General features: G+C 70.8%; 18 protein-coding genes and 2 pseudogenes. 5 read left to right on the top strand and 15 right to left on the bottom strand.

What is annotated here, in order from left to right:
- Positions 1–1,594: glycoside hydrolase family 13 protein (locus tag C3488_RS34020; protein WP_258053827.1), on the bottom strand; the 1,594-nt coding region annotated here is incomplete at its 3' end.
- 168 nt (positions 1,595–1,762) lie between these two features.
- Entirely contained in the window at positions 1,763–3,034 is a 1,272-nt protein-coding gene (locus C3488_RS34015; RefSeq protein ID WP_103844747.1) for an ABC transporter substrate-binding protein, read from the bottom strand.
- A 131-nt stretch (positions 3,035–3,165) separates the two neighbouring features.
- On the opposite strand from C3488_RS34015, the gene C3488_RS34010 reads away from it, so the two are divergent.
- The 3 genes from C3488_RS34010 to C3488_RS34000 all read left to right on the top strand — a co-directional run bounded on the left by C3488_RS34010 (position 3,166) and on the right by C3488_RS34000 (position 6,780).
- Positions 3,166–3,681 (top strand): PadR family transcriptional regulator, encoded by a 516-nt coding sequence (locus tag C3488_RS34010; RefSeq protein WP_103844746.1) that lies wholly within the window; start codon positions 3,166–3,168, stop codon positions 3,679–3,681.
- A complete protein-coding gene (locus tag C3488_RS34005) occupies positions 3,678–4,436 on the top strand; it encodes an ABC transporter ATP-binding protein (RefSeq protein ID WP_103844745.1) in 759 nt (252 codons plus the stop codon). The genes C3488_RS34010 and C3488_RS34005 overlap by 4 nt, the downstream gene beginning before the upstream one ends.
- 61 nt (positions 4,437–4,497) lie before the next feature.
- Complete coding sequence (locus C3488_RS34000; protein ID WP_103844744.1) at positions 4,498–6,780, top strand: FtsX-like permease family protein; 2,283 nt, start codon at positions 4,498–4,500, stop codon at positions 6,778–6,780.
- A gap of 61 nt (positions 6,781–6,841) precedes the next feature.
- Here C3488_RS34000 and pgi read toward each other — a convergent pair whose 3' ends face one another.
- The 12 genes and pseudogenes from pgi to uvrC all read right to left on the bottom strand — a co-directional run bounded on the left by pgi (position 6,842) and on the right by uvrC (position 22,540).
- The gene (gene pgi / locus C3488_RS42105; RefSeq protein ID WP_258053828.1) at positions 6,842–8,494 is read right to left on the bottom strand and encodes a glucose-6-phosphate isomerase; all 1,653 of its coding nucleotides are present in this window, start codon (positions 8,492–8,494) and stop codon (positions 6,842–6,844) included.
- A 123-nt stretch (positions 8,495–8,617) separates the two neighbouring features.
- Positions 8,618–9,838 (bottom strand): annotated as a pseudogene (locus C3488_RS42100) (MFS transporter); the annotation flags it as partial.
- 230 nt (positions 9,839–10,068) lie between these two features.
- Positions 10,069–10,404: an RNA polymerase-binding protein RbpA gene (locus tag C3488_RS33990; protein ID WP_003957010.1), complete on the bottom strand. Its 336-nt coding sequence runs from the start codon at positions 10,402–10,404 to the stop codon at positions 10,069–10,071.
- A gap of 220 nt (positions 10,405–10,624) precedes the next feature.
- Positions 10,625–10,861, bottom strand: coding sequence for a preprotein translocase subunit SecG (gene secG, locus C3488_RS33985; protein ID WP_103844742.1), 237 nt, complete (start codon positions 10,859–10,861; stop codon positions 10,625–10,627).
- 98 nt (positions 10,862–10,959) lie between these two features.
- A complete protein-coding gene (gene tpiA / locus C3488_RS33980) occupies positions 10,960–11,736 on the bottom strand; it encodes a triose-phosphate isomerase (protein ID WP_103844741.1) in 777 nt (258 codons plus the stop codon).
- A 3-nt stretch (positions 11,737–11,739) separates the two neighbouring features.
- Entirely contained in the window at positions 11,740–12,951 is a 1,212-nt protein-coding gene (locus C3488_RS33975) for a phosphoglycerate kinase (protein ID WP_103844740.1), read from the bottom strand.
- 177 nt (positions 12,952–13,128) lie between these two features.
- Positions 13,129–14,136 carry a type I glyceraldehyde-3-phosphate dehydrogenase gene (gene gap, locus C3488_RS33970; RefSeq protein ID WP_103844739.1) on the bottom strand — a complete coding sequence of 336 codons (1,008 nt, stop codon included), beginning with the start codon at positions 14,134–14,136 and terminating at the stop codon, positions 13,129–13,131.
- Positions 14,137–14,361: 225 nt separating this feature from the next.
- A pseudogene (locus C3488_RS33965) lies at positions 14,362–17,317 on the bottom strand (M14 family zinc carboxypeptidase).
- A gap of 150 nt (positions 17,318–17,467) precedes the next feature.
- Complete coding sequence (gene whiA / locus C3488_RS33960; protein WP_103844738.1) at positions 17,468–18,457, bottom strand: DNA-binding protein WhiA; 990 nt, start codon at positions 18,455–18,457, stop codon at positions 17,468–17,470.
- On the bottom strand, positions 18,448–19,491 hold the full coding sequence (yvcK, locus tag C3488_RS33955) for a uridine diphosphate-N-acetylglucosamine-binding protein YvcK (protein ID WP_103844737.1): 1,044 nt from the start codon (positions 19,489–19,491) through the stop codon (positions 18,448–18,450). The genes whiA and yvcK overlap by 10 nt, the downstream gene beginning before the upstream one ends.
- On the bottom strand, positions 19,488–20,510 hold the full coding sequence (gene rapZ / locus C3488_RS33950; RefSeq protein WP_103844736.1) for an RNase adapter RapZ: 1,023 nt from the start codon (positions 20,508–20,510) through the stop codon (positions 19,488–19,490). The genes yvcK and rapZ overlap by 4 nt, the downstream gene beginning before the upstream one ends.
- Positions 20,507–22,540, bottom strand: a complete 2,034-nt coding sequence (gene uvrC / locus C3488_RS33945) for an excinuclease ABC subunit UvrC (protein WP_103844735.1) — start codon at positions 22,538–22,540, stop codon at positions 20,507–20,509. The genes rapZ and uvrC overlap by 4 nt, the downstream gene beginning before the upstream one ends.
- A gap of 461 nt (positions 22,541–23,001) precedes the next feature.
- Here uvrC and C3488_RS33940 point away from each other — a divergent pair, with 461 nt between their 5' ends.
- Complete coding sequence (locus C3488_RS33940) at positions 23,002–23,949, top strand: hypothetical protein (protein ID WP_103844734.1); 948 nt, start codon at positions 23,002–23,004, stop codon at positions 23,947–23,949.
- A 19-nt stretch (positions 23,950–23,968) separates the two neighbouring features.
- Here C3488_RS33940 and C3488_RS33935 read toward each other — a convergent pair whose 3' ends face one another.
- Positions 23,969–24,400: a Rieske (2Fe-2S) protein gene (locus tag C3488_RS33935; RefSeq protein WP_103844733.1), complete on the bottom strand. Its 432-nt coding sequence runs from the start codon at positions 24,398–24,400 to the stop codon at positions 23,969–23,971.
- Between the two features lie 289 nt (positions 24,401–24,689).
- Between C3488_RS33935 and C3488_RS33930 the strand changes: the two genes are divergently transcribed.
- Positions 24,690–24,817: LacI family DNA-binding transcriptional regulator (locus C3488_RS33930; protein WP_146067981.1), on the top strand; the 128-nt coding region annotated here is incomplete at its 3' end.

Below are 24,817 nucleotides of genomic sequence, written 5' to 3'. Positions count from 1 at the left end.
CCCCGGGCGGGCAGGGGCCGCTGGCCAGCAGGGGGGTGCCGGAGACCGGCGCGGGCGTGGGGGCGGTACCGAAGTTGACGGCGCAGACCAGGTCGTCGCCGCGTACGAAGGCGAGGACGCCGGGCGGGGTGTCCAGCCAGCGCATCGTGCCCTCGCCCAACTGCGGGAGTGAGGAGCGCAGTTGGAGGCCGTCGCGGTACAGGTGCCAGAAGGAGCGGGTGTCGGCGACGGCGCGGTCGGTGGCGTGCTCGGCGAACCACTCCGGTTGCGGCAGCCAGGGCCTGGCCCCCTCGGCGCCGGAGGTGAAGCCGAACGGGGAGGCCTGCCCGGACCACGGCAGCGGCACCCGGCAGCCGTCGCGGATCCGGGCGCGGCTCCCGGTGCGGCGGAAGATCGGGTCGGTGAGCACGTCGTCGGGCAGGTCGACGACCTCGGGCAGGCCGAGCTCCTCGCCCTGGTAGATGTACGCGGCTCCGGGCAGCGCCAGCATCAGCAGCGCGGCGGCGCGGGCGCGGGCGGCACCGAGGCCGCTGCCCTGCGGGGTGGGTTCGCCGTAGCGGGTGACGGTGCGGACCTGGTCGTGGTTGTTGAGGACCCAGGTGACCGTCGAGCCCGTGCCCGCGATGTCCTGCATGGCCTCGGAGATCACCTTGCGGAAGGCCTCGGGGTCCCAGGGGGCGCTGAGCAGGTCGAAGAAGAAGGCCTGGTGCAGCTCGTCCGGGCGGACGTACTTGGCGTGCTCGCGGGCGGTCGGCACCGAGACCTCGCCGACCAGGAGGCGTTCACGGCCGTCGCGTGCCGTGTACTCCTCGCACACCGATCGCCAGTGGCGCCACACGTCGTGCACCTCGGGCTGGTTCCAGGCGAGCGGGTTGACCGAGTCGCGGGTGCGGGCGTCGGCCTCGGGGTCCGGGGAGTCGGGAAGCTCCGGGTGCTTGAACAGGCCGGCGGCGACGTCGATGCGGAAGCCGTCGACGCCGCGGTGCAGCCAGAAGCGCAGCACCCGGTCGAACTCGGCGGGTACCTCCGGGTTGCGCCAGTTCCAGTCGGGCTGCTCGGGCGTGAACATGTGCAGGTACCACTGGCCGGGGCGGCCGTCCGCCTCCGTGACGCGGGTCCAGGCCGGGCCGCCGAACATGGCGTGCCAGTTGTTGGGCGGCTCGGAGCCGTCGGGCCCGCGGCCGTCGGCGAAGTGGAAGCGGGCGCGGGCCGGGCTGCCGGGCGGCGAGGCGAGGGCCTCGCGGAACCACGGGTGCTCGCTGGAGCAGTGGTTGGGGACGACGTCCAGGAGCACCTTGATGCCCAGCCGCCGGGCGGCCGCCGTGAGCAGGTCGAACTCGGCGAGGTCGCCGAAGAGCGGGTCGACGTCGCAGTAGTCGGAGACGTCGTACCCGTGGTCGTGCTGCGGGGAGGGGTAGAAGGGGCTCAGCCAGATCCCGTCGACGCCGAGCTTCTTCAGGTACGGCAGGCCGGCCCTGACGCCGGCCAGATCGCCGATGCCGTCGCCGGTGCTGTCCAGGAAGCTGCGGACGTACACCTGGTAGATCACTGCGTCGCGCCACCAGCGACGGGTGTCGATGTGCTTGGGACTCACCCCGTTGACCTGTCTGTGCGTGCTAACGGTTATGCATGCATGTTAGGTAGACGTTTCACGAGGGTGTCAACGAACGGTACGGAAGCTACTGGGAAGTTGGGGCACAAAATCCGGACTTATCAGGGCACCGAGATGCCAGATGAGACGTCCGCGTTACCTAACAAGTAACTAGCGATGGGAGATGGCGGCCAGCTCGCGCGCCAGGCGTCGCACTGCCGACTCGGGCGTCTCCTGCCCCGTCAGCGCGTCGTGCACCACCGCCTGCACCGCCAGGCTGACCTGGTCGTAGCGCGGGCTCTTGGGGCGCGGTGCGGCCGCGAGCACGGCGGCGCGCAGGGTCGGCAGATACGGGAACTGCCGTACGAGTTCGGGGTCGTCGTAGAGGGCGGCGCGCACGGGCGGCAGCGCGCCGCGGGTGAGCACCTGGCGCTGGACGCCCTCGCCGGTGAGGTAGGCGATCAGACGCGCGGCCGACTCCGGGTGGCGCGCATGGGTGTTGACGGCCAGGTTGGAGCCGCCGAGAACACTCGTCCCCGGCCCGTCGGGCCCCGGCAGCGGGACGGCGCCGACCCTCCCGGACACCTTGGATCCCGGGGCGGAGGCGGCGACGTACGCGTACGGCCAGTTGCGCAGGAAGAGCAGCCGGCCGTCCTGGAAGGCCTGCTTGGACTCCTCCTCCTTGTAGGTCAGCGCCTCCTTGGGTATCCACCCCTCGCGGACGCCCCGGGCGAGGAATCCGATCCCCTCGCGCGCCGCGTCGGAGTTGACGGTGACGCGGGCACCCTCGTCGCCGAGGATGGTGCCGCCCGCCGAGTACACGGCCTCGGCCGCGTTGACGGTGAGGCCCTCATAGGGCAGGAACTGGCCCGCATAGCCGCCGAGCCCGTACTTGGGCGCGATGGTCTTCGCGTCGTGCTCCAGCTCTGCCCAGGTGCGCGGCGGCGGCACGCCCTCCTTGGCAAGGATGTCCTTGCGGTAGAGGAGAAGCCCGGCATTCGTGACATACGGGACGGCGTACAGCTGTCCGTCGTAGGTGGCCGTGTCGACGACCGGCGGCAAAAAGGTCTTCAGCGGGAACCGGTCGCGCGGCAGCGGGCGGATCCAGCCGGCCGCCGCGAACTCGGAGGTCCAGGCGACGTCGATGTTCAGGACGTCGAACCGGCTGCGGTCGCCGCCGCGCAGGTCGGTGGTCATCTGCGCATGCGTCTCGTCCGCGGAGTCCGGCAGCTCGACGAGGGTGACCCTCTCGCCGGGATGGGTGCGGTTCCAGCCCTGAAGGAGCGGGCCCAGATAGCCGGTGAGATCTCCCGCGGTGGCCAGGGTGAGTGGGCCGCGGCCCCCGCCACTCCCCTCGTCGGCGCGGGCTCCGGAAGCCACGTAACCGGTCATGACCACGGCGAGGACGAGGAGGCACCTACCGGCGGCGCGTATCCACCGCATAGGTTCCTCCCTGTACACACGCACATGGCTCCGGGCACCCTCGCCCAGGAGTCAGAGGCCATGTATACCTGTTAGGTATGGGCGATACTAGGGCCTGGAGCACATTGTGAGCAGACAGGAGGACAGCACGAGTGCGCCTGCCCCTCCTGGCACTCCTCGCGCGCGGCCCCGCCCACGGCTACGAGCTCAAGCAGGACCTTGAGCAAGTGCTGGGCTCCGCGTACCCTCAGCCGAACGTCGGCCAGATCTACGTCACCCTCGGCCGCCTCGAGAAGTCGGGACTGATCGAGGGCGAGGACGTCGAGCAGTCCAGCCGGCCCAACAAGAAGGTCTACCACCTCACAGACGCCGGGCGGGAGGCGCTGCACGCCTGGTTCGAGGAGACCGAGGACGAGCCGCGGGTACGGGACGAGTTCTTCATGAAGCTGGCGCTCGCCCCGCGGACCGGTCTCGCCGACCAGATCGCCCTGATCAACAAGCAGCGGCGCCAGTACCTCAACACCATGCGCGACCTGTCGAGACTGGCCGCCGCCGAAGACCGCGACAACCGTATCGCCCATCTGCTGATCGAGGGCGCGATGCTGCACCTGCAGGCCGACCTCGACTGGCTGGAGCGGTGCCAGGAGGAACTGGAGGAGCCGGAATGAGCGAGCGCCCCACTCCTCTGCTGCGCGCCGAGGGCCTGGTCAAGACCCACTACGGCGAGGGAGCCCCGGCGCACGCCGTGCGCGGGGTCGATCTCAGTCTGTCGCAGGGTGAGTTCGTGGCGGTCACCGGCCCGTCCGGCGCCGGGAAGTCGACGCTGCTGCACCTGCTCGGCGGGTTGCAGCGACCCGACGGCGGCAGCATCTGGCTGGACGGCGAGCGCACCGACTCCTACAGCGAGGCCCGCTGGGCCGTGGAGCGCCGGAAGCGCATCGGGATCGTCTTCCAGTTCTTCAACCTGGTCTCCGACCTGTCGGTCGCGGACAACGTGGAGCTGCCCGCCCTGCTCGCCGGTGTGCCGCCGAAGCAGGCGCGGGCCGAGCGGGAGGCGTTGCTGGCCGAGCTGGGCCTGACCGGCAAGGAGCGCAGCATGCCGGGCGAGCTGTCCGGCGGCGAGCAGCAGCGGGTGGCTCTCGCCCGCGCCCTGGTCAACCATCCGCCGCTGCTGCTCGCCGACGAGCCCGCGGGCAGCCTCGACAGCAAGGGCACCCGCGAGGTGATGCGGCTGCTGTCACGCTTCCACCAGCGCGGGCAGAGCATCGTACTCGTCACCCATGACGCCCGGCTGGCGAGCGCCGCCGACCGCGTCATCAGCTTCTTCGACGGGCGGATCGTCGACGACGCGGAGCTGGACGCCACACCGCCGCGCCGGGCCGGGACCGCCGGTGTGGCCGGCGTGCTGGAGTTGAAGGACTGAGTGCGGTGTACGACCACCTGACGTACTCGGGTGCCCTCCCAGGAACCGGGGGCTGAAGCCCGTGCGAGCCACCCTGCGCTGGGCGCACTCCGATCTGCGCACACACCGCGGCGAGGCGCTGTTCATGGTGCTCGCCACCGCCGGCATCGTCGCCTCCCTGCTGCTGGCCACGGCCCTGTTCGGGTACGCCACCAACCCCTGGCAGCGCGTCTTCACGCAGGCGCGCGGCGCGCACGTGTGGATCCACACCGCCCGCTCCGCCGACGCGACCGTCCTCGCCCACCTGGACGGCGTCGAATCCGTCGCCGGGCCCTACCCGACCGAGTCCGCGACCCTCGCCTCCCGAGGCACCCGCGCCTCCGTCGAGCTGCGTGCCACCCCCGGGCAGCCCTCCGTCGGCCGGCCGCTGCTCACCTCGGGACACTGGCTGGATCCCGCCGACCCGGGCGGCGTGGTGCTGGAGAGCCGGCTCGCCCGGGCACTGCTGGCCGAGCCCGGGGACACGCTGACGGTGGCCGGTACGGCCCGGACGCTGACCGTGGCCGGTATCGCGGACAGCGCCGAGCCCCGCTACCGCCCCGGTGAACAGCCCGGACTCGTCTGGGCCCTGCCGTCAGCCGTGCGCGATGCCGGCGGAGAGGTGACCGGGCTGCGCCTGTCCGACCCCGACGACACGGACTACGCCGTCCAGCGTGCCGTCACCGTCCTCGGAGCCGGCGCGGTCACCGAGGTCTCCACCTGGCAGCAGGCGCGGGCCGAGGCGCAGGGCGACAGCCGGCTGCTGGGGCAGGTCCTCGGTCTGTTCGGTCTGGGGGCGCTGGTGGCTGCCGGGTTCGCCGTGCACGGGGCGATCGGCACCCGGGTGCGAGGGCATCTGCGGGACATCTCGGTACTGAAGGCGATCGGCTTCACACCCGGCCAGGTCGTCCGCGTCTTCCTCCTCCAGCATGTGGCCTACGCCCTGATCGGCGCGGTGGCCGCGGCCGCGCTCACCCAGGGGCTGGGCCGCCGGATCCCAGGGCGCTTCGGGGACGCGGTCGGCGTGTGGCAGGGTCTGCCGGGACACACCGTGGCGCTGTTCGCGGTCCCGGCCGCAGCGGTGCTCTTCATCGCCGCCACCACCGGGCTCGCGGCCTGGCGGGCGGGACGGGTGCCTCCGGTGCCGGTGCCGCGGCCCGCGGCGCCGGCGGCCGGAGGTCTGACGGCCCTGGCGCGCGGCGCGCTAGGTCTGCGGCTGCCCCCCGCGCTGGTCCTGGGCTGGCACCGGGCGTTCGCACGCCGCCCCCGGTCCCTGGCCACGGTCGCCCGGCTCGCCCTGCCGCTGCTGCTGATCGTGGTGGCGATGAGCGCGTGGACCACCATCGACCGCTTCCACTCGAGGCCCGACGAGGTCGGCCTCGCCGCCGCCCTGACCGTGCGCCCCGACAGCGGTCTCGGCGATGCGGCCACGCACGCCCTGCTGGAACGCGACCGGCAGGTCGCCGACGCCTACCCGGGCGTCGAGGTGGCCGCCCTGGTGCCGGGCCAGACGGCCACCATCGCACTGCGGGGCCTGGGCACCCGCGAGAACCCCTACCCCTACGCTCTCGCCGAGGGCCGTCCCGCGCGGGGCCCCGACGAGGCCGTGGCCGGGCAGGGGCTGCTCGACCTGCTGGACGTGCGGGTCGGCGACTGGGTCCGGATGACGGTGGGCGACCAGCCGCAGATCCTGCACATCGTGGGCCGCAGCATCGAACCGGAGAACGCCGGCCGGGTCATCTCAACCTCGCTCGACACCCTGCGCGACAACGACCCGGGCCTGCGTCCCACCCTCTACGAGCTCCGGCTGCGCCCGGGCGCCGATCCCCACCAGGTCGCCGGCGACCTGGCCAGGGCCGCCGACGGACACCTGGACGTGCACCCGGTGGCGAACCCGGCGGACGGTCTCTCACCGCTGCGCGGAGTCGTCGCAGGACTGATCGCCGTACTCGCGCTCATCGGGATCGTCGAACTGCTGACCGCGATCGGCGGTACCGTCCGCGAAGGCGAACGGGACCTCCTGGCGCTCAAGGCGATCGGCCTGTCCCCACGGCAGATCACCGCGATCACGGTCACGGCCACCGCCTGCACCGCCCTGGCCGCGGTGGTCATCGGTACGGCGCTGGGTCTGCCCCTCGCCCACTGGCTGATCGACGCCCAGGGCCGCTCCAGCGGCATAGGCGCCGGGCTGGCCCGGGGCCCCTCCCCCGTCCTCCTGCTGCTGTTCGGGGCCGCGGCCGTGGCGGGAGCCGCCTCGCTCGCCGCCCTGCCCGCGGCCCGCGCGGCCCGCCGCCGGCTCGCGGACACGTTGAGCGCGGTGGCCTGAGCACGCCGCCCCGAGCGGGGAGCCGGGGGCGGACGGTCGTGCCGCCCGCCCCGCCGTGGCTCTAACGACCGCGCCATTCCCGGTACTGGGCGACCAGGGCCTTGCTGGACTCGTCCAGGCCCGGTACTTCGGCGCCCTCGGTCAGCGCGGGCTCGACGCGCTTGGCGAGGACCTTGCCCAGCTCCACGCCCCACTGGTCGAAGGAGTCGATGTTCCAGATCGCGCCCTGGACGAACACCTTGTGCTCGTAGAGAGCGATGAGCTGGCCGAGGACCGACGGGGTCAGCTCCCTGGCGAGGATGGTGGTGGTCGGGTGGTCGCCCTTGAAGGTCTTGTGGGCCACCAGTTCCTCGGGCACTCCCTCCGCGCGCACCTCGTCCGGCGTCTTGCCGAAGGCCAGCGCCTGGGTCTGGGCGAAGAAGTTCGCCATCAGCAGGTCGTGCTGCGCCTTCAGCTCGTCGGAGAGCTCGGCGACCGGCTCGGCGAAGCCGATGAAGTCGGCCGGGATCAGCTTGGTGCCCTGGTGGATGAGCTGGTAGTAGGCGTGCTGCCCGTTGGTTCCCGGGGTGCCCCAGACGACGGGACCGGTCTGCCATTCGACCTCGCGCCCGTCCCGGCCGACGTACTTGCCGTTGGACTCCATGTCCAGCTGCTGGAGATACGCGGTGAACTTGGACAGGTAGTGCGAGTAGGGCAGCACGGCGTGCGACTGGGCGTCGTGGAAGTTGCCGTACCAGATGCCCAACAGGCCGAGCAGCAGCGGCACGTTGGACTCGGCGGGCGCGGTCCTGAAGTGCTCGTCGACGGTGCGGAAGCCGTCGAGCATCTCCCGGAAGCGGTCCGGGCCGATGGCGATCATCAGGGACAGGCCGATCGCCGAGTCGTAGGAGTACCGGCCCCCGACCCAGTCCCAGAACTCGAACATATTGGCCGTGTCGATGCCGAACTCCTCGACCTTCCCGGCATTCGTCGACAGTGCCACGAAGTGCTTCGCGACCGCCTCCTGGCCGGCTTTCAGCTCGCCCAGGAGCCACTTGCGGGCCGAGGTCGCGTTGGTGATCGTCTCGATCGTGGTGAACGTCTTGGAGGCGACGATGAACAGCGTCTCCGCCGGGTCCAGGTCCCGCACCGCCTCGTGCAGGTCGGCACCGTCCACGTTCGACACGAACCGGAACGTCAGATCGCGGTCGGTGTAGGCGCGCAGCGCCTCGTACGCCATCGCGGGACCCAGGTCGGAGCCGCCGATGCCGATGTTGACGACGTTCTTGATGCGCTTGCCGGTGTGGCCGGTCCACTCGCCGGAGCGGACCCGGCCCGCGAAGTCGGTCATCTGGTCGAGCACCGCGTGCACCTTGGGCACCACGTTCTCGCCGTCGACCTCGATCACCGCGTCCCGGGGGGCGCGCAGGGCGGTGTGCAGGACCGCGCGGTTCTCGGTGGTGTTGATCTTCTCGCCGCGGAACATGGCGTCCCTGAGGCCGAAGACGTCCCGCGCGGCGGCCAGCTCGCGCAGCAGCCGCAGCGTCTCGTCGGTGACCAGGTGCTTGGAGTAGTCGACGTGCAGATCACCGACCTGGAGGGCGTACCCGCTGCCGCGGCCAGGGTCCGCCGCGAACAACTCGCGCAGCCGCACCTCGCCGAGCTCCTCGCGGTGCTTGGCCAGAGCGGTCCACTCGGGCGTCTGGTTGAGCCTGGTACGGCTGTCTGCGTTCATCTGAGAGTTCAGCCTTCTTCCTTGCCTGTGCTGCTGCGTAGCTCGCCCCGCTGCCGGTCCCAACCTAATTGATCCCGGTGCGGCCTGACCTCTTGTCACGCCGTCCTGCGGGGCAACAACAGGTACGTCCGCCTTGCGCGCGAGTGTCAACGAGGTGACGGCGAGCGCGAAGAGCGCGGCGGTGAGCAGCGCCGGCCCGTTCAGGCCGTATGTCCCTGCCACGGCTCCGCCGAGCAGGGCGCCGAGCGGGGCGCCCGACGTGGAGGCGGTGCGGAAGGCGGCTGCGATACGGCCCACCATGGTCTCGGGGCTGCGGTTCTGCATCAGGGTGACCTGGTTGACATTCCACACCATGCCCATGGCGCCGAACAGCAGCATGCCAGCGAGCAGCGCTCCTGTGTGGCGGACGGTTCCGATGAGCAGCAGGCACGCCGTCTGGACGCAGCCGGCGACGAGCAGGGCGCGCAGGCGTCCGGTGCGGTGGGCGATCCACTGGGCGGCGAATCCACCGATGAGGCTGCCTGCCGAGTACGCCGTCATCGCGGCCGCGTATCCGGCGTCGCCCGCGTGCAGCCAGCGAGTCACGTGCAGCACCAGCGTGGCGATCAGGGCGCCCATGCCGATGTTGCACAGCAGCGTGGCGAGGCAGGCCGCGCGCAGCACCCGGTCCTGCCACAGGGCACGCAGCCCGTCGCCGATCTCGGCACGCAGGGTGCTGCCGGACGGGCGCGGCTCCCGAGCTGCCGACTTCGTCCGCAGGGAGGCGACCAGGGCGGCTGCCAGCAGGAAGGTGCCCGCGTCGGCCGTGAAGGGCATGAACGCTCCGGCCGCCAGGAGCAGCGGCACGAACGGGCCCGCCAGCAGACCGCCCGCGAGCTGCTGTCCGGTCATGAGCCGGGCATTGGCGCTGCCCAGGGCCTCGCGGTCGACCAGGCAGGGCAACAGGGCCGTGGAAGCGTTGTCGAAGAGGGTCTGGAGGGTGGTGAGCGTGAAGGCGAGGAGCAGGAGCAGCGGGATCGAGGCGTACCCGAGCCCCACGGCGAGCGCGAAGGCCGCGACGAGCAGTCCGCGCACGGTGTCCACGGCCCACATCGCCCGCCGCTGGTCCACCCGGTCGGCCACGGCCCCGCCGAGCAGGCCGAACAGCATCCACGGGACGTAGCCGCAGGCGGTGACCGAGGCGACGACGAGCGGTTCGTCCGTGAGCCGCACGGCGAGCAGGGGCAGCGCGGCCGTCCGTAGCGCGTCCCCGAACCGGGAGACCACGGCAGCGGTCCACAGCCGCCCGAATCCTCCACGCCACGCGGGCCGCCGTAGGGTGCCCGCCACCTCGACCGTTGCCATCGTCCCCCCTCACGATTCGTCGATGCACAAACCGTAGAGGGCACCACTGACAATCGGGCTGAGCTGCGGAAACAGGCCGCTGGGGACTCCGGAGCACACCTGGGCGCGGGGCTGCCCCGGCCGCACGAGGCGCCGGGCCGCGGCCCGTGCCGGGCCGGGCCGGCGACACGCGCACCGCGGTACCGAACGCCACCGGCCAGGTGCCCGCAGGCACCCGGCCGGTTCAACTCCTAGATTTCCCCCCGCAGTTTGGCGAGCGCCTCGGCGAGGATCGCCTCGCCGTCCGCGTCGCTGCGCCGCTCCCGTACATACGCGAGGTGCGTCTTGTACGGCTCGGTGCGCGGCGGGTCCGGCGGGTTGTCCCGGTCCTGTCCGGCCGGGAAGCCGCAGCGGGGGCAGTCCCAGGTGTCGGGAACCTGCGCGTCGCTGGCGAAGCTCGGCTGCGTCTCGTGCCCGTTGGAGCACCAGAAGGAGATGCGCAGACGCGGCGCGGACTCGCCGCGCTCGGCCTCGCCCATCGGCCCCGCCCCGACCCGGCTTCCTCGGATCGCGTTGCCACTTGCCACGGTCGTAACTCCCTGCGTGATGGTGCCGCGAAGCGAGTCGGCGTTTCGCTTCGCTGCGAGCGCCTCAGTCTACGTAAGGCCCAACGCGCGTCCAGTGATGGGAGTTACCCCCGCCCCCAGACGCAAGCCCCATGATAGGCCGGGTCCGAAGACCCGTACCGAACATGGGGCGTTACGTGCTCTATATGCGTTTTGTGCGGCCTGCCGATACCGGCCGACGCTAGTGGTTGGTCTTCATCAGGATGCCGAGCACCACGATGCAGGCGAGCCAGAGCAGACCGATCACGATGGTGATCCGGTCGAGGTTGCGCTCGGCGACCGACGAGCCGCCGACGGAGGACTGCATGCCGCCACCGAACATGTCGGAGAGGCCGCCGCCCTTCCCCTTGTGCATCAGCACCAGCAGCATCAGCAGCAGGCTGAAGACGATCAGGGCGATCGAGAACCCCAAAACCACGGCTGGACCAACTTCCTCGGATTCGGATGGACGACGGGGGCAGGATGGCGGACCACCTTGCCCCCGCAAGAGTACGACGGATCGCCCCCCGGAAGCACTTACTGGTCGCGGAAGCGGACGATCTTGACGAACTCGTCGGCATCGAGCGAGGCGCCGCCGACCAGCGCGCCGTCGATGTCCGGCTTCGCCATGATCTCTGCGACGTTGCCGGACTTCACCGAGCCGCCGTACTGGATGCGGACCATGCCGGCGGCGTCGTGCGTGTACAGCTCGGCGATCTTGGCGCGGATGGCGGCGCAGACCTCCTGGGCGTCCTCGGCGCCGCAGACCTTGCCGGTGCCGATGGCCCAGACGGGCTCGTAGGCGATCACGATGGACTCGGCCTGCTCGGCCGGGATGTCCTTCAGGCCGCCCTCGACCTGGGCGAGCGTGTGGGTGACGTGCTCGCCCGCCTCGCGGACCTCCAGCTCCTCACCGACGCACAGGATCGGGGTCAGGCCGTGCTTGTAGGCGGCCTTGACCTTGGCGTTCACAAGATCGTCGCTCTCGCCGTGGTACTGGCGGCGCTCGGAGTGCCCGATCACCACGTAGGTGCACTTCAGCTTGGCCAGCATCGAGCCCGAGATCTCGCCGGTGTAGGCACCGGAGTCGTGCGCCGAGAGGTCCTGGGCGCCGTACTTGATCTTGAGCTTGTCCCCGTCGACCAGGGTCTGTACGGAGCGCAGGTCGGTGAAGGGCGGCAGGACGGCGACCTCGACGGCCTCGTAGTCCTTGTCCGCCAGGGCGAAGGCGAGCTTCTGGACGTGGGCGATGGCCTCGAGGTGGTTGAGGTTCATCTTCCAGTTGCCCGCCATCAGCGGCGTGCGGGTGCTCAAGGTTCAGTCCTCCAGTGCGGCGAGGCCGGGGAGCGTCTTGCCCTCGAGGTACTCGAGGGAGGCGCCGCCACCGGTCGAGATGTGACCGAATGCCGATTCGTCGAATCCCAGGATGCGGACGGCCGCGGCGGAGTCGCCGCCGCCGACCACGGTGAAGCCCTGGGAGTCGACGAGGGCCTGGGCGACCGCCTTGGTGCCCTCGGCGAAGTCGGGGTGCTCGAAGACGCCCATCGGGCCGTTCCAGAAGACGGTGGCCGCGTCGGCGAGCTTCGAGGCATACAGCTTGCGGGTCTGAGGACCGATGTCCAGACCCTCCTGGTCGGCCGGGATCGCGTCCGCGGCGACGGCGGTGGGGTTGGCCGGGGCCTTGGTCTTCAGGTCCGGGAAGTCGGGAGAGACGAGGGCGTCGACGGGCAGGACCAGCTCGACGCCGGTCTTCTCGGCGCGCTCGAGGTATTCCTGGACGGCCGGGATCTGGTCCTCCTGCAGCAGCGACTTGCCGACCTCGTAGCCCTTGGCCTTGAGGAAGGTGTACGCCATGCCGCCGCCGATGAGGAGACGGTCGGCCTTGGAGAGCAGCTGGTCGATGACCGCCAGCTTGTCGGAGACCTTGGCGCCGCCGAGAGCGACGACGTAGGGCCGCTGGACGTCCTCGGTGAGCTTCTTCAGGACGCCGACCTCGGTGGCGATGAGGTAGCCGGCGTAGTGCGGCAGCCGGGCCGGGAGGTCGTAGACGGAGGCGTGCTTGCGGTGGACGGCGCCGAAGCCGTCACTCACGTACACATCGGCGAGGGCGGCGAGCCGGTCCGCGAACTCGCCTCGCTCGGTGTCGTCCTTGGACGTCTCGCCGGGGTTGAAGCGCAGGTTCTCGATGACCGCGACCTGACCCGGCTGGAGGCCGTCGACCGCGTCGTGGGCGGCGGGACCGACGGTGTCCTGGGCGAACGCCACGGGCGCCCCGAGGAGTTCACCGAGGCGCTCGGCGGCGGGCAGCAGGGAGAAGGCCGGGTCCGGGGCGCCCTTGGGGCGGCCCAGGTGGGAGGCTACGACCACCTTGGCGCCCGCCTCGGCGAGGGCCTTGACGGTGGGCAGGACGGCACGGATGCGGCCGTCGTCGGTGATGAGGCCGTCGGCGAGCGGCACGTTGAGGTCGGCGCGGACGAAGACCCGCTTGTTGTCCACGCCTTCGGAGAGAAGTTCGTCGATCGTCTTCATGGGTCGGACTCCTGGGGAAAGCTCTTGATCGTACGAGGGCTGATCGATCCGGACGGCCGGTCCGGGCCGATCGGTCCGTGGGCGCGCCGGGGCCCGCCGCACGTGCGTCAGGGCTCGGGCAGCGCGACCGTGCGCTGCCCGAGCCCTGCTACCGCATGGGATGCCTGCTTGGAGCGATCAGAGCTGGTTGCCGACGAAGACCGTCAGGTCGACGAGGCGGTTGGAGTAGCCCCACTCGTTGTCGTACCAACCGATGACCTTCACGTTCTTGCCCTCCTGGACCATGGTCAGGGAGGAGTCGAAGGTGCAGGACGCCGGGGCGTTGACGATGTCGGAGGAGACGATCTGGTCCTCGGTGTAGTCGAGGAGACCCTTGAGCTCGCCCTCGGCGGCCTTCTGGAAGGCGGCGTTGACCTCTTCCTTGGTGACCTCGCGGGAGAGCTCCACGACCAGGTCGGTGACCGAGCCGGTCGGGACCGGGACGCGCATGGCGATGCCGTCCAGCTTGCCCTTGAGCTGCGGCAGGACCAGCGCGGTGGCCTTCGCGGCACCCGTGGTGGTCGGGATGATGTTCTCGGCGGCGGCACGGGCGCGGCGCAGGTCCTTGTGCGGGAAGTCCAGGATGCGCTGGTCGTTCGTGTACGCGTGCACCGTCGTCATCAGACCCTTGACGATGCCGAAGTTCTCGTCGAGGACCTTCGCCATCGGCGCCACACAGTTGGTGGTGCAGGAGGCGTTGGAGATGACGTGGTGGTTCGCCGGGTCGTACTTGTCCTGGTTGACACCCATCACGATGGTGATGTCCTCGTCCTTGGCCGGGGCCGAGATGAGGACCTTCTTGGCGCCACCGGCGAGGTGCTTGGCGGCGTCTTCCTTCTTGGTGAAGATGCCGGTCGACTCGATGACGATGTCGACGCCCAGCTCACCCCACGGGATGTCGGCGGGGTTGCGCTCGGACAGGACCTTGATGGTCTTGCCGCCGACGGTGATGGTGTCCTCGGTGTGGGACACCTCCTCCTTGAGGCGGCCGAGGATGGTGTCGTACTTCAGCAGGTGAGCGGTGGTCGCGGTGTCACCCAGGTCGTTGACAGCCACGATCTCGATGTCTGCACCCTGCTCCAGCAGCGCGCGGAAGTAGTTACGACCGATGCGGCCAAAGCCGTTGATGCCTACGCGGATCGTCACGAACCGATCTCCTCGTTGGTACGCCGGGTTCGACGCCGGCGAGCTGTATGGGATGTCCCCGACCGCCTACGACCCTACCTCCCTGAGGCAGCCGTGGTGACATCGAGATGCCTCATACACGGCAGGGCGGTCCGTACCCGCCAGTAGGGGTACGGACCGCCCGGGCACGACGGCCCCGTCACTCGTTCCGGCGACATGGGACCAACTGCCGTTGACTACCGGCCGTCAGAGGCCGAGCGCGTTGAGTGCCTTGCCGATCAGGGCCGTCCGGCCGCCCGCGGAGGTCAGGTGCTCCAGGCCGAAGCCGAGCAGCACCGTACGGTCCGTGGTGACCGCTCCGTAAGTGCTGAACAGGGTTCCGGTGCGAGCCCAGTCCTTGAGGACGGCCGGACTGCCGGCGGGCGGTCCCGCCACGCGCCAGGCCCCGAGGGACGTCTCGAAGCCCTCCGTCTCGACGGCCGAGCCGCCGACGACGAGCGAGGCCTCGTCGGCGAGGACGCCGTGGCCGCCGGTGCCCGGGTCGGTGATGTAGCTCAGCGAGACCTCGACCGTCTTCCCCGCGTACGCGCTCAGGTCGAAGCTCACCTGTTGCCAGCCGTTGGACGCGCCGGTCAGGCTGTGCCACGCGCCGGTGGTGCCTTTCGCGCCGCAGCCGCCCGACGCCACGGTCAGATAGTGCTTGAGCCAGGGGTGCTCGCCCACCAGGAACCCGGCGTCGCAGTCCGCGGGCACGGCGTCGCTCGTGGCGCCGCCGGCCTCCGGCAGCGTGGTCCAGTCGTCGGCCCCGACGGTGTGGACCTCGACCACGGCGTGGTCGTAGCCCGGTTCGGTGTCCCACAGCAGCCGGGTGCGCAGGGCGGGTGTGTCGGCCGCGCTCACCCTTGTGAGGTCGACGGTGCGGGTGAGCCGCTTGTAGGCGTTGTCGGTGTGCGCGGCCGCGGCCATGTACGAGCCCGCGTAGGGCTGGTAGGGGTTGGCCGCCCCGGTGAACAGGCCCGCCCCCGCACTGGCGAACTGCGGGTACTTGTCCGCGGGCAGTTCTTCGGAGGTGACGCCGTACGCCCCGGCCTTGTCCAGCGGGTTGCCGGGCGCGTCGCCGAGGCCTGCGGTGACGCCGCCGAGCTTGCCGGAGCCGGCGAATCCGGTGACCCCCGGCGCCGTCGTACGCGAGTAGGCGCCGAGGTAGTACTGACTGAAGTCGTCCGAGAGGTTGCCGCCGCCGAGGTCGACGGTGCCGCCTGCCTGCTCCCCGGCCTCGATCAGCTTGCCGCCCTCGTTGAGGTAGGCGCGCAGCTGGAGCTGGGTGGCGTTGCCGGGGACGCTCGCGCCCGTGTAGTGGACGACCGCCTTGAAGTGGTGGAGCACCCCGAGCGCGTCGGGCGCGCCCTGGGTGGCGACGTCCCAGACGATCGCCTTGCGGCCCGCCGCCTTCAAGGCGTCCACATAGGCCTGGGCCTGGGTGGCCTTGACTCCCTCCTCGGCGACGACGAGGACGTCCGCCTTGGGCCGCTCGGCCACGGTGTAGGTGAAGTGCTTGCCGGACGTCTTCCGCCCGCCGCGGGTCTCGCCGGTGAACCAGACCTCGACCTTGTCGCCGGGGTGGCCGCCTCGGACCTTGGCCCGGTACTCGTCGAAGTAGAGGTTGTCGTCGCCCCCGTAGGTCTTTCCGCCCTTCCAGGGCCTGAGCGCCCGGGCCTCGACGCGGCCGCCGTTGACTCGGTACTTCAGCTCCTTGTCGCGTACGGACTTGCGTACGACGACGGAGACCTCCTGGTCCGCGCCGCGCGCGTAGGAGGTGGAGAACGTCGCCGGGGTGAAGTCGGGCGCGTCGATGCCGACCGAGGAGGACGGCCGGTCCGGGTGGGAGGCGGTCTCGGCGACGGAGAGCGCGAACGGGATGTTCCTCTGGAACTCCTGCTGGATCAGCTTCTCGTCATCGGGGAAGTTGAAGACGGACTGGCAGTCGGCGGCGTTCCAGGCGTCGTTCGGGTCGATGCCGGACGCGGTCTGGCAGGTAGACATCTCGGGGGTGAACATCGCCATGCCGTTGACGTTGGACGCGTGGCCGTCCGCCTCGCCGTTGGTCGTGTACAGCTCCGAGGACACCTGCGAGCGGTAGCCGGGGATCGCGGGTTTGTCCGGGGTACCGGCGAGCGCCTTGTAGAGGACGTCGTCGGGGGTCGGGGTCGCCACCTGCCAGCCGACGCCGTAGAGAAGCAGTTCGGCGGCGGAGTGGTAGTTGATGCCGTACCTGAATCCGATGCGCTTCTCGAACCTGTCGAGCGCCCGGGTCTCGGGCTCGGACTGGGGGCTCGCGCCGCGGTAGGTCTCGCTGGTGGGCAGGGGGGTACGAACCCTCGTCGTCGTAGCCCCACTTGTAGGCGAAGTTGCGGTTGAGGTCGACTCCGTCACCGACGCCGATCACTCCGTCGCCGTTGACGTCCCTCAGGTTCTTGCGCCACAGACGGGTGTCCGGGTCCTTGAACGTGTAGTCGTAGCCGTCCGGGTTGGCCGACAGGACGAACCACAGTTCGGTGGAGTCGACGATCTTCTTGATGCGCTTGTCCGTGGCGTAGTGGTCCAGGTAGTGGTGCATCAGCCGGCGAGTCATCTCCGGAGTGATCCACTCGCGTGCGTGCTGGTTGGACATGTACAGCACGGAGGGCTTCGAGCCGTCCCTGGACTTCCTCGCGTTCTTGGTCAGTTTGACCGCGAGAATGTCCTGGCCGTTGATCGTCTTGCCGATGGAGACGACCTTGGTGAGAGCGGGGTGGGCCTGACCCGTTCTGCCGATCTCTTCCTTCAGACCGCCGCTTCCGCTGTACGGGCGGAACACGCCCTGGGCCGCGTTCTCGACGCGCGTCTCGGCCTTCGCCGACAGTGCGTGCTCGGTGAGGCGGAGGCCCTGCTTCCTGAGCTTCCCGGCCTGCCGGTCGGTGAGGTAGACCTCGACGGTGCTCCTGCCGCTGCCGGTCACCCGCTCGCCGAGTTCATGACCGTCCTGGCCCGCCTCGAGCAGCAGGGGTATCTGCTTCTGGGTCACCTCGGCGTGGAAGACCCTGACCTCCTCCGGGTCGGGTGGGGAGGACGTCCCGCTCTGTGCCTGGGCGATGGGTGCGAGGCCCGCTCCACCGAGCAGGAGTGTGCCGACAGCGAGGATCGATCTCGCTCTGTGTCTCATGGATCCCCCTAGCGATGGTTCGCCACAGCGGCGAATCAGGTGCCAGGCTCATGACAATCCATGATCGAGTCAAGGGCGCATCAAGGACGGACAAAGGCCGGTGACGACGCCTCAAGTGCGCGTCGCCACCGGCCCGTCGGGCTTACGGAGTCACCCGACCATGTTGTCCGCCATCTCCTCCGTGAGATTGGACTCCGTGCCCGGGATGCCGAGGTCCGCGGCACGCTTGTCGGCCATCGCCAGCAGTCGGCGGATACGGCCCGCGACCGCGTCCTTCGTGAGCGGCGGGTCGGCGAGGGCGCCCAGTTCTTCCAGCGATGCCTGCTTGTGCTCCATGCGCAGTCGGCCCGCGGCCGCGAGGTGCTCGGGCACCTCGTCGCCGAGGATCTCCAGGGCACGCGCCACCCGTGCGCCGGCGGCGACCGCGGCGCGGGCCGAGCGGCGCAGGTTGGCGTCGTCGAAGTTGGCGAGGCGGTTGGCCGTGGCGCGGACCTCGCGGCGCATCCGCCGCTCCTCCCAGGCCAGCACGGACTCGTGCGCGCCGAGGCGGGTGAGCAGGGCGCCGATCGCGTCGCCGTCCCGTACGACCACCCGGTCCACGCCGCGCACCTCGCGGGCCTTCGCGGCGATCGACAGCCGCCGGGCGGCACCCACCAGGGCGAGCGCGGCCTCGGGGCCGGGGCAGGTGACCTCCAGGGACGACGAGCGGCCGGGCTCCGTCAGCGAGCCGTGCGCCAGGAACGCGCCGCGCCAGGCCGCCTCCGCGTCACAGGTGGCCCCGGAGACCACCTGCGGGGGCAGACCGCGGATCGGGCGGCCCCGGCCGTCGACGAGGCCGGTCTGCCGGGCCAGCTGGTCACCGCCCGCGACCACCCGCACGACGTAGCGGGAGCCGCGTCGCAGACCGCCGGGCGCCATCACGATCAGCTCGGAGCTGTGGCCGAAGATCTCCAGGATGTCCCGCTTGAGCCGCCGGGCCGCCATCGCGGTGTCCAGCTCCGCCTCGATCACGATGCGGCCGCTGACCAGGTGGAGTCCGCCCGCGAACCGCAGGATCGCCGAGACCTCCGCTTTCCTGCAGCAGGTCCGGGTGACGGGAAGCCGGGAGATCTCGTCCTTCACCGCTGCCGTCATCGCCATGGGCCGATCCTTCCATGCATCCGAAAAATACGGTCGTACGCGGCGGCCAACAGCTCCGGGTCGTGCCGCGGGGTTCCGTCGGTCCGGGCCACCGGGGCCAGCTCGACCGCGGCACCGAACCGCTGGGCGGCCTCGGTCAGCAAGGCACGGTCGAGCACGGCGGCCTGGTCGGCCAACACCACATCCAGGGCGAGTTTAGGGGCGTGTCGTCCCAAAACCTCCAAATGACGCTGCGGGGAGAAGCCCTCGGTCTCTCCGGGCTGCGGGGCGAGGTTCAGGGAGAGGACCCGGCGCGCCTTCGTCTCGACGAGGGCGTCCAGGAGTTCGGGCACGAGCAGATGCGGGATCACCGAGGAGAACCAGGACCCGGGCCCGAGCACCACCCAGTCGGCGTCCAGGACCGCTTCCACGGCCTCCGGGACGGCGGGCGGGTCGTTCGGCACCAGGTGCACGGACTGCACCTCGCCCGGGGTGAGCGCGACGGTCGCCTGTCCCCGTACGGTGTCGATCTCGTCCGGGCGCTCCGGGTCGTGGCCCTTGACCAGCGCCTGGAGCTCCAGTGGCACGGCGGACATGGGCAGCACCCGGCCATGGGCGCCCAGCAGCCTGCCCACCAGGTCCAGGGCCTGAACGTGGTCGCCGAGCTGCTCCCACAGGGCCACGATCAGCAGGTTGCCGACCGCGTGGTCGTGCAGGTCGCCCTTTGACTGGAAGCGGTGCTGGATGACGCGGGACCAGGTCTGGCCCCAGTCGTCGTCACCGCACAGCGCGGCCAGCGCCTTGCGCAGGTCCCCGGGCGGGAGTACGCCCAGTTCGTCACGCAGACGCCCGCTGGAGCCGCCGTCGTCGGCGACGGTGACGACGGCGGTGAGGTCGCCGGTGATCCGGCGCAGTGCGGCGAGCGAGGCGGACAGGCCCATGCCGCCGCCGAGGGCGACCACCTTCGGCTGGGCGCCACGGCGGCGCGCCCGGCCGCCACGGCCCTCGGGCACCACTCGGCGCAGCCTGCTCAGCCGCGGAGTACGTCCGGTCACTCGCGCCCCATGTCCCGGTGCACGACCACGGTCTCCACTCCTTCGGCGGCCAGGCGGGCGGCCAGCTTCTCCGACATGGCGACGGAGCGGTGCTTGCCGCCGGTGCAGCCGATGGCAATGGTCACGTAGCGCTTGCCCTCGCGGCGGTACCCGGCCGCGATCAGCCGCAGCAGCTCGGCGTAGCGGTCGAGGAACTCCTTGGCGCCGGGCTGGTTGAAGACATAGGCGGCCACCTCCTCGTTGAGGCCGGTGTAGGGGCGCAGCTCCGGGACCCAGTGCGGGTTGGGCAGGAAGCGCATGTCGGCGACGAGGTCGGCGTCGACCGGGAGGCCGTACTTGAAGCCGAAGGACATCACGGTGGCCCTCAGCTCGGGCTCCTCCTCGCCCGCGAACTGGGCGTCCATCTTGGCGCGCAGCTCGTGCACGTTCAGGCTGGAGGTGTCTATCACCAGGTCGGCGTCGCCCCGCAGCTCGCGCAGCAGCTCGCGCTCGGCGGCGATGCCGTCGACGATGCGGCCGTCGCCCTGGAGGGGGTGCGGACGGCGCACGGACTCGAAACGGCGCACCAGGGCCTCGTCGGAGGACTCCAGGAAGACGATCCTCCGGGTGACGTTCTTCGCCTCCAGGTCGGCCAGGGACTCGCGGAGGTTGTCGAAGAAGCGGCGGCCTCGGACGTCGACGACGACCGCGATCCGGGCGACGTTGCCCTGGGAGCGCGCGCCCAGCTCCACCATGGTGGGGATCAGGGCGGGCGGCAGGTTGTCGACGACGAACCAGCCGAGGTCCTCCAGACACTTGGCGGCCGTCGAACGGCCGGCGCCGGACATGCCGGAGATGATCACCAACTCGGGGATCGCCGCCTCGGGGATCCCGGCCGTTTCACTGCCCGTACTCACCTGTGCTCCGTTGTCCTGGGCGGCCTGCTGCCGCCCTTGGTCCTCGCCCGACTCCCTGCGGTCCGGGCGATCCGGCCGGTTCAGCTCCGGTCGTTCTTCTGCGTGCTGGTCGTGCTCGGTCATGTCTCCTGCCCCCGTCGCTCGTGCGGGGCGCCCGTGGACACGGGTTCCCCGGAGGAACCCCCCGTCGTAACGGGTTCCTCCTCCTCCATGATCTCTCCAGTCGCCATGTTGACGGCGGGTGCGGCCGGGGTCGCCTGGGCGAGGGCCACGGCGATGGTCTCGGCGGTCTTGCGGCCGATGCCGGGAACCTCCTGAATCTGGTCGACTGTCGCGGAACGCAGTCGCTTCACCGAGCCGAAGTGCTTGATGAGCGCCTGCTTGCGGGTCTCGCCGAGGCCCGGCACGTCGTCCAGGGGGCTCGACCTGAGGCGCCTGGTCCGCTTGCTGCGCTGGTAGGTGATCGCGAAGCGGTGCGCCTCGTCCCGGACCCGCTGGAGAAGGTAGAGACCCTCGCTGGTGCGGGGCAGGACCACCGGGTCCTCCTCGTCCGGCAGCCACACCTCCTCCAACCGCTTAGCGAGGCCGCACACGGCTATGTCGTCGATGCCGAGCTCGTCCAGGGCCCGCCGGGCCGCGGCGACCTGCGGCTGCCCGCCGTCGACGACGACGAGCTGCGGCGGGTAGGCGAACCGCTTGGGCCGCCCGTCGTCCTCGGTGAGCGCCTCGCCGTCCGCCCACTCCCCGGTCTTCTCCTTCTCGGCCAGGTAGCGCCGGAAGCGGCGGGTGATCACCTCGTGCATGGACCGGACGTCGTCCTGGCCCGCGAAGCCCTTGATCTGGAAGCGGCGGTACTCGCTCTTGCGCTGCAGCCCGTCCTCGAAGACGACCATGGAGGCCACGACGTCCTCGCCCTGAAGGTGCGAGATGTCGTAGCACTCGATCCTGAGGGGGGCGCTCTCCAGGTCGAGGGCGCCGGCGATCTCCTCCAGGGCACGCGAGCGCGTGGTCAGGTCGGAGGCGCGCTTGGTCTTGTGCAGTGCGAGCGCCTGCTGGGCGTTGCGCTGCACGGTCTCCATCAGTGCCTTCTTGTCGCCGCGCTGCGGGATGCGCAGCGACACGTTCGACCCGCGTCGGCCGGTGAGCCAGTCCTGGACGGGCTCTATCGGATCGGGCAACGCCGGGACGAGGACCTCCTTGGGCACCGAGTCGCCCGTCTCGTCGCCGTAGAGCTGCTGTAGGGCGTGCTCGACGAGGGCGCCGGTGGTGATCTCCTCGACCTTGTCGGTGACCCAGCCGCGCTGGCCGCGCACGCGCCCGCCGCGCACGTGGAAGATCTGCACGGCTGCTTCGAGTTCGTCCTCGGCGACCGCGATGAGGTCGGCGTCGGTCGCGTCCGTGAGCACGACCGCGTTCTTCTCCATGGCCTTTTTCAAGGCCTCTATGTCGTCGCGCAGTCGGGCGGCCCGCTCGTACTCCATCTCCTCGGCCGCCTCCATCATCTGCTTCTCCAGACGACGGAGGTAGGTCCCCGTGCGGCCGGCCATGAAGTCGCAGAACTCCTCCGCCAGTTCGCCGTGGTCCTCGGGGGAGATCCGGCCCACACAGGGCGCGGAGCACTTGCCGATGTAGCCGAGCAGGCAGGGGCGGCCGGTGCGGGCCGCGTTCTTGAAGACGCCGGCCGAGCAGGTGCGCACGGGGAAGACGCGCAGCAGCAGGTCCACGGTGTCGCGGATCGCCCAGGCATGCGAGTACGGCCCGAAGTACCGCACGCCCTTGCGCTTCTGGCCGCGCATCACCTGCACCCGCGGGAACTCCTCGTTCATCGTCACCGCGAGATACGGGTAGCTCTTGTCGTCGCGGTACTTGACGTTGAACCGGGGGTCGAACTCCTTGATCCAGGTGTACTCCAGCTGCAGGGCCTCGACCTCCGTGGACACCACGGTCCACTCCACGGACGCGGCCGTGGTGACCATGGTGCGGGTGCGCGGGTGGAGGTTCGCCAGGTCCTGGAAGTAGTTCGCCAGGCGCTGACGCAGGCTTTTCGCCTTTCCGACGTAGATCACCCGGCGGTGCTCGTCACGGAACCGGTAGACCCCGGGAGAGTCCGGGATCTCTCCTGGCTTGGGGCGGTAGCTGGAGGGGTCGGCCATGTCTCACACCCTACTGGCGGGGGCCGACAGCGCGGCGCCCCTGTGGACAGCAGCAGGGGCGCCGGAGGCCGGCTCGACCGGGACGTCTCGGCTGTCCGGCCGCCCCACCGGCGGCGGTCCGCCTCGCGACCCGCCGGGGCCGCCCACGGCCGTCGGCGGGCGGCGCCCGGCCCGCCCGGAACGCCGTGGCACGTCGGGCACCCTCCGCTGCCGCGCAGCCACCCTCGGTCCCACGACCGGGGTTCGCGCCCGTCCCACCGAACGCATTCCGGACACCGCCCGGTGAGGAGCCGCCATCAGGTGTTGTCGGGGCTTGGTCAACACGCTTCAATGCGGGGAAACTTCGGGCCGCGAACGGAGAGGTTCGCTTGTGAACGAGCCTCGCACGCCCCGGGCGCCCCGGCACGACCTGCGCACGGTCTGACCAGCCGTCGCGCACATTCACAGAAAGGCCCCCCTGTATGCGGCACGGCACACAGCATGCGGACGTCGTCCCGGTGGAGTTGGAGGCGGCTCTGCGCGGCGGCCCCTTCCACGTCGCACTGCGCGCCGCGATCGCTGCCCGAGGACTGCCGCTGCAGCGCGTGCAGCACCACCTGTCGCGGCACGGGGTCAGGGTCGGAGTGACGAGCCTGAGCTACTGGCAGCAGGGCGCGCGCCGCCCTCAGCGGCCGGAGTCCCTGCGCGCGGTGCGCGCCCTGGAGGAGATCCTTCAGCTGCCGGACGAGTCCCTGATCCGGCTGCTCGCCACCTCCGACGAGCAGCCGGGCCCGGACCGTCCCGCAGGCCGTTCGTACCGGGCCCTGGTGGAGGCCTCCGGCGTCCTGGAACAGCTCCTCGCCGAGCTGGAGGCACCGCTCGACGACGGACTGCTCGCCATCGGCCACCACGACCGCGTGCGCATAGGATCACGCCGGGAACTGCTGGCGCGGGAGTCGCACCACATCGTGCGCGCCCACCGGGACGGCGTGGACCGCTACATCGCCGTTCACCACGGCGATCCGGGATGCGCCCCCGAGCGGATCGCGGTGCACGCCCTCGAGAACTGCCGCACGGGACGTGTGCGCCGGCACCACGACACCGGCCTGCTGGTCGCCGAGCTGCTCTTCGACACGCGGCTCCACTCCGGCGATACGTTCCTCTTCCGCTACGCCTTCGAGGACGGCACCGCGGGCATCTCCTGCGAACACGTCCGACGGTTCCGCGTGCCGGGCGGGCAGTACGCGCTCCAGGTGCGCTTCGACGAGACGGCGCTGCCGGTGCGCTGCCACCGGTTCACCCAGCAGTCCGAGGCCGCCCCGCGCAGCGGCCTCCAGGAGCTGCGGCCGAGCGGGCTGCACCACTCGGTGCACCTGGTGGAGCCGCGGGTCCGGTCAGGGATCGTGGGGATCTGCTGGGACTGGGACTGACCGTGGCCGGGTGAGCGTCTCAGGCCGCCGGGCCCGCCACGATCCTGCCGTTCTTCACCTGGACGGGCAGTTCGTGCAGCGGCTCGGTGGCCGGGGCCTGCACCACCTTGCCGGTGAGGGCGTCGAACTCGCTCCCGTGGCAGGGGCAGACGAGTGTCGTCCCGGAGAGTTTGTTGATGGGGCACCCGGCGTGTGTGCAGATCGTGCTGTACGCCTTCAGGGAGCCGTCCGCCGCGCGGCTCACCACCACGTTCTCGTTCCGGTACAGCTTCGCGCCACCCTTGGGGACCTCGCTGTCGGCACCCAGCGCGACCGGTGCGGTGGGGGTCGCGTCCGGTGCCGTCGCGCCCTCTCCGACCGCCGAACAGGCCGCGAGGCCGAGCCCGGCGACCGGGGTGAGCGCCGCCCCGCGCAGGACGGTGCGACGGGTCGCCGAGGGACGGCTGGGCATGGCATCTCCACTGGTCGGGGCTGGCCCTGCCGGGGCGGCGCGGGCACACCGACGATAGCGGCACCGACCATTCCGTTTTCGGCCGGGTCGCAGTGCCTGCGCACGGGGACCCGCACCGCCGGGGCGGCAGCCATGCCACAGGAACCGAGGCGACGAGCCCGACGCCGGTGCGGGCCGGAGCATGCCGAAGCGACGTAAACGCTTGCGCAAGCGTTTACGTCGGGCGCCGAATGGGATACGTTCACCGCCGGACGGCCTGAGAGGGAAAGACCGCCGAGGAGGGGACCCGATGGCAACCATGGCCGATGTCGCACGGAGTGCGGGCGTGTCCGTAGCGACCGTCTCGCACGTCCTCAACGGCACCCGTCCGGTACTGCCCCGCACCCGCCAGGCCGTGCTGGACGCCATCGACGAGCT

Source organism: Streptomyces sp. Ru72 (assembly GCF_002920635.1).
Classification (GTDB): Bacteria; Actinomycetota; Actinomycetes; order Streptomycetales; family Streptomycetaceae; genus Streptomyces.
Note: the sequence above shows the minus strand (reverse complement) of the source record. Positions and strands in the feature narration are given on the sequence as shown.

Bases quoted from the DNA above. Each gene is read 5' to 3' on its own strand.
- C3488_RS34015 (WP_103844747.1), bottom strand. From the start codon at position 3,034: ATGCGGTGGATACGCGCCGCCGGTAGGTGCCTCCTCGTCCTCGCCGTG.
- C3488_RS34005 (WP_103844745.1), top strand. From the start codon at position 3,678: ATGAGCGAGCGCCCCACTCCTCTGCTGCGCGCCGAGGGCCTGGTCAAG.
- pgi (WP_258053828.1), bottom strand. From the start codon at position 8,494: ATGAACGCAGACAGCCGTACCAGGCTCAACCAGACGCCCGAGTGGACC.
- C3488_RS33975 (WP_103844740.1), bottom strand. From the start codon at position 12,951: ATGAAGACGATCGACGAACTTCTCTCCGAAGGCGTGGACAACAAGCGG.
- whiA (WP_103844738.1), bottom strand. From the start codon at position 18,457: ATGGCGATGACGGCAGCGGTGAAGGACGAGATCTCCCGGCTTCCCGTC.
- rapZ (WP_103844736.1), bottom strand. From the start codon at position 20,510: ATGACCGAGCACGACCAGCACGCAGAAGAACGACCGGAGCTGAACCGG.
- uvrC (WP_103844735.1), bottom strand. From the start codon at position 22,540: ATGGCCGACCCCTCCAGCTACCGCCCCAAGCCAGGAGAGATCCCGGAC.
- C3488_RS33940 (WP_103844734.1), top strand. From the start codon at position 23,002: ATGCGGCACGGCACACAGCATGCGGACGTCGTCCCGGTGGAGTTGGAG.
- C3488_RS33935 (WP_103844733.1), bottom strand. From the start codon at position 24,400: ATGCCCAGCCGTCCCTCGGCGACCCGTCGCACCGTCCTGCGCGGGGCG.